Genomic DNA, 4541 nt, shown 5'->3' with positions numbered 1-4541 from the left:
ACCTTACCCGAGTCTCTAGACAGGTCGGTATGTGACAGAACGGTGTAAGCAAACCGATCTTTCAGAAAGGGATTGAGTTCACTGTTGTTTTGCGCCAGATAAACGGTCCAGTTGTCCCGCAATTTTTTCGGGCACAAGACCAATGCTTTATGGTTGCGTAACTCGTAGTATTTGATGACTGCAAGGGCAGTATATGTTTTTCCTAGACCGACGCTGTCCGCGAGGATGCAGCCGTTATGGCTGTTGATTTTATGGATTGCACCTTTCGCGCCGTCTTTCTGGAAATCGAACAGCGTTTTCCAGACTTGCGTATCAATGATGTCAGTGCGGTCAAATAATTGGGCTGCATCATCTTGGTCAGACAGAAATCGTTCGAAAACGTGGTAGAGCGTTTTGAAATAGATGAACTCTGGTGAATGATTGACATAGAGCTGTTTCAGGTACTTCAGTACGTCTTCCTTGACATCGGCGACCAGCTCGTCGTCGTTCCAAATATCGTCAAACCAGGCCTTAAGATCAGCGCGATCTCGATCACTATCAACAATGAGGTTGAGTTCGATATTGGAGGTGGCCGACAGTCCCAGGCCCCGACGAGTAAAGTTTGAACTGCCTAGAATGGCATGCTCGCGGTATCCGTCATAGAGATGATAAAGCTTACCGTGTAATAGATTAGACTGGCGTATTGAGCGTATTTCGACCTTGTTTGAAATCCATTCAGCACAACGGCGGGCAACCTCCTTCTGTTTTAGGCGGTTGGATAACTCCAAGTGTTCATCTTCGATTTTGAAAGATTTCTTGTCTGTCTTCTCAGGATCAAGTGATGTGATAAAGCTGGGTTCGCCGAACAGGAATCTCAGACCTTTGATTTTTTCCAGTTGCCTTTCTAGAGCCTCATAGGCATAAATTGTGAAATAGGCGGAAACGACAGAAAACTGACTTCCTGCTGATAATTTCTCGATAAGAAACTCAGCAACCTTGCCATGGTGGTGGTTGTCGCGAATGCTAAAGCTTTGTGCGGGTGACATCCGTTTCACTTGGCATCACTCCCTCTCTTCGCTGACCGCGCTTCTTTGATCAGCACCTCCTCCATATTGGCGATGGAGCGAAGCATCTGCTGTGCGGCGGTGCACAGCGCATCCTTAACGCCGGAATCGATGCGGAAGGACAACTTGGTCTTGATGGTATCCATGGCTCCCCTGTCGGACCACTTAAAAGTACCGCAATATATTGCAGCGTACCGTATAAGCCATAGTAACAAGAACAGCAGGCGATTGCTCAATTCAGATTTTCATAAATCCTATATATCAATAACTTGAAGAATTTGCGCAACTACTCAAGCTACCCCAAATCGCGCTAAGCTGAGTCTATGACGCTGCACCGGCGGCGAGGCGCAGCGCGTCAAGCTCAGCCGCGAGCTCTCCAAGCGCGGCACCGGTCGCACCCTCTACATCATCGACGAGCCCACCACCGGCATGCATTTCGAGGACGTCAAGCACCTGCTCCAAGTGCTGCATTGGCTGCGCGATGCCGGCAACACGGTCGTCGTCATCGAGCACAACCTGGATGTAACGTACATTCCGCACCAGCTTGCGTAAGCTACTGAAATAATTAGCATCAGCTTTTTCTCGCGAAAACAAGAAAGGAAGCAACCCGCTCATGTCAGCTGTTCCCATCGATCTTTGGTTGAGTTCGTCCGCGCAGGCTCTGTCTTTGCTGCCCACCGGCCTGATGGCCCTACTCGGGATCAACCTCGGTGCGCTCGTGCTGCTGCGCTTACGATCACCGATCGTCATCGACAACCCGGACCGTCGCTCATCGGCGACGCCCACAGCCAACTGGCCTAGCGTTGTGGTGCAGCTCCCGGTCTTCAATGAGGGGCTGCTAGTGCGGCCCTGTCTCGAGGCCATCGCTCGCCTCGACTATCCCACGGATAAGCTCTCCGTGCAGCTGCTAGACGATAGCGATGATGGCTCAGCAGCCGACAATCGATTACATGCACATCAAATCGCGCAGCACACTGGACTGCAGATCGACGTCATCCACCGCGTCGATCGCGCTGGATTCAAGGCGGGTGCACTCGCCGCGGGACTCAGCCACACGCAGGCCGAGATGGCTGTAATCTTTGACGTCGACTTCACACCGTCGCCGGACTTCTTACAGCGAGCGCTTCTGCCGTTGCTGCATGACCCCAGTGTCGGCTTCGTCCAGGCCCGATGGGCACACCGCAACCCGCATTCGAGCTGGCTGACTCGGGCTCAGGCCGCACTGCTCGATGCGCATTTCTGGGTCGAGCAGGCGGCGCGCTATCGCAATGGTCTGCCGATCGCCTTCAACGGCACCTGCGGTGTTTGGCGCCTGTCGACCATTGCCGCGGCCGGCGGCTGGCAGGGCGACACGCTGAGCGAGGATCTCGATCTCAGCATGCGCGCTCAGTTCGCCGGTTATCGCGGCGTATTCCTAGACGATCTACCGGTGACCGGCGAGCTGCTCACCTCGGCGCGCGCCTGGCAACAGCAGCAGTTCCGCTGGACCAAAGGCCATGCACAAGTGCTCCGCAAGCTCGGTCCGCGCTTGCTGACCGCGCCCTGGCCAAGGTTATCGCGACTCGCCGTGCTGCTGCAGATCGCCCAGGGGCTGTTCTTCCCGCTCGCTGCGCTGAGTCTCCTGCTGTCGCTGCCTGGAGTCATCCTGGAGAGTCCACCGCATGGGATGTTGGCGGCGCTGGTCTCGGTCATCGGACTAAGCGGTCTGCTCGGAGCGAGCCTCTTCCTCGGACTCGGGCGACGACTTGCCGGCAGCTCCTGGGCACGCACTGTCATCGAGACGATGGGGGCAATGATCCTGCTCGGCGGGCTGCTGATCTCGAACAGTCGGGCGGCACTAGAGGGACTCGCCGGCAGGTCTTCCGCCCTCATCCGATCCGACAAGCCAGGCGCTCGTGGTCAGACGCAGAACCGCGCCCCGCGCTCTGCAGCCGCGCTGCCGGTTGCGCAAACCCTCGCTGGCCTCAGCATCCTCGGCTTGTTCCTGTTGGAGCAGGCCTGGAACGCACCCTTTCTCGCAACCACCGCGCTGGGCCTGCTTGCCGTCGCGCTACCGCAGTGGCAGAGCAGCTTGCCAATCCTAAGGAAACTAGCAGAAATAACCTGAACAGTTTGCTTCAAGAGCTCGGGTCTCGTGGCTTCAATCGGTAGTTCCATTCGCCGTGGAAGTCGTCGCGTTCGAGCGCGAGTTCTGCGAGCATTTTGTCGGAGACCTTGATGCCGGCGGGATAGTCCGTCTCATCAAGCTCGGCGTGGATGCGCAGGCCCTTTGCGGTGGTGGTTTGGCCGATCAGATTGACCACGACCTCACGGCTGAGCAGTGGACGCCCGCGCCAGTTTTGGGTGATGTGGCAGACCATGCGGTGCTCGATCTTGTTCCACTTACTGGTTCCAGGCGGGAAGTGACAGACCTGGATCGTGATGGCGAGCTCGTCGGCAAGCCGCTGAAGGGCGACACGCCACAACCGGATCCGGTAGCCGTTGCTGCCACCACAGTCGGCGGTGATCAGCAGTCGGCGTGCGCTCGGATAGAGCGGTTGGCCCCTCTCGCGCCACCAACGACGGATGGTCTCGACGGCGAACTCGGCCGTGTCATGGGTGATGCCGACGCTCACCCACCCCTCGTTGGCACTGAGGTCGTAGACCCCGTAGGGGGCAACTTTGCCCAAGAGCGGATCGATGAAATCGTACACCCGCACCGCTTCCGGTTGGCCTTTCGGCTGCCATTCATGGCCCGCGTTCTTGAAGTCGCCAATCAGTTCTTTCTTTTTTGTGTCCACGGAAATGACCGGCTCGCCGGTGCTCTGGTACTGCGCCACCTGCGCGGCAATGTGGGCGAACTGGGCATCTCGGTCTGCGTGATGCCCGCCTTCGCGCACCTTTCGCGTCGCCTGCAGGCTGTAGCCGAGCTGGGCCAACAGGTCGCAGGTCGTGCGCTGACTCACCTGGCGCCCCTTGTTGCGCAGCTCTTCGGCCAGGCGTGGCGTACTCTTGCAGGTCCAGCGTAATGGCGATCGTGGATCCCCCCGCGTACTTGGCTCGACCAGCGCATCGAGATCACCGAGCAGGGTCGGGTCTTTCTCGACCAACCGCTTGCGCCCGCCGCCGGGGGCGCGAATCCGCGCTGGCGCGTCGGCGGGTTTCTCCGAGGCTGCATCCAGCTCCCGCAATCCGGCGTAGATCGTCGTGCGAGACAAGCCGCTGGCCTTCGCCACAGTCGTCACACCACCGCGCCCCAAGGCACGTGCTTCGACCGCTGCCCAGAGCCTCAGCGTGGCCTCGTTCAAACGACCCGCCAAGGCGTCATACTTCGCTTTCACGATCTGCGCAGAGTCCATGCCTCCAGGCTAGACTCCGCGCATCAAGTGTTCAAGTTATTTCTGCTAGCTTCCTAAGGGCCAGGGCAAAAAGATCGGCGGCCAACCCGGCCATCGGAAACACAGCCGCCCGCCGTATCCGCCCGAGACGCTCTCCAAGATCCACGAGCACCGCGCCATT

Annotated in this window: 4 protein-coding genes and 1 pseudogene; 2 read left to right on the top strand and 3 right to left on the bottom strand. The window is 58.1% G+C overall.

Annotated elements, in window-relative coordinates; genetic code table 11:
* Positions 1-1025 (bottom strand): phospholipase D-like domain-containing protein (locus VBE63_RS25015; protein WP_323685723.1); only part of this gene is annotated, 1025 nt, incomplete at its 3' end.
* Positions 1026-1030: 5 nt separating this feature from the next.
* Complete coding sequence (locus VBE63_RS25010) at positions 1031-1189, bottom strand: hypothetical protein (RefSeq protein WP_323685722.1); 159 nt, start codon at positions 1187-1189, stop codon at positions 1031-1033.
* Between the two features lie 187 nt (positions 1190-1376).
* Between VBE63_RS25010 and VBE63_RS25005 the strand changes: the two are divergent.
* Together VBE63_RS25005 and VBE63_RS25000 are read left to right on the top strand one after the other, a co-directional pair.
* A pseudogene (locus tag VBE63_RS25005) lies at positions 1377-1568 on the top strand (hypothetical protein); the annotation flags it as partial.
* Between the two features lie 88 nt (positions 1569-1656).
* On the top strand, positions 1657-3150 hold the full coding sequence (locus VBE63_RS25000) for a glycosyltransferase (RefSeq protein WP_323685721.1): 1494 nt from the start codon (positions 1657-1659) through the stop codon (positions 3148-3150).
* Between the two features lie 10 nt (positions 3151-3160).
* Here the strand turns inward: VBE63_RS25000 and VBE63_RS24995 are convergent, their stop codons facing one another.
* Positions 3161-4381, bottom strand: a complete 1221-nt coding sequence (locus VBE63_RS24995) for an ISAzo13 family transposase (protein ID WP_323685720.1) — start codon at positions 4379-4381, stop codon at positions 3161-3163.
* Between the last annotated feature and the right edge of the window lie 160 nt (positions 4382-4541).

This window comes from Lamprobacter sp. (assembly GCF_034860625.1).
In the GTDB taxonomy this organism is placed as follows: Bacteria; Pseudomonadota; Gammaproteobacteria; order Chromatiales; family Chromatiaceae; genus Lamprobacter.
The sequence above is the reverse complement of the archived record's forward strand: the minus strand, read 5'-3'. Positions and strand labels throughout refer to the sequence as shown.

Excerpts from the sequence above, each read along its gene's own strand:
- VBE63_RS25010 (WP_323685722.1), bottom strand. The coding sequence starts at position 1,189 with ATGGATACCATCAAGACCAAGTTGTCCTTCCGCATCGATTCCGGCGTT.
- VBE63_RS25000 (WP_323685721.1), top strand. The coding sequence starts at position 1,657 with ATGTCAGCTGTTCCCATCGATCTTTGGTTGAGTTCGTCCGCGCAGGCT.
- VBE63_RS24995 (WP_323685720.1), bottom strand. The coding sequence starts at position 4,381 with ATGGACTCTGCGCAGATCGTGAAAGCGAAGTATGACGCCTTGGCGGGT.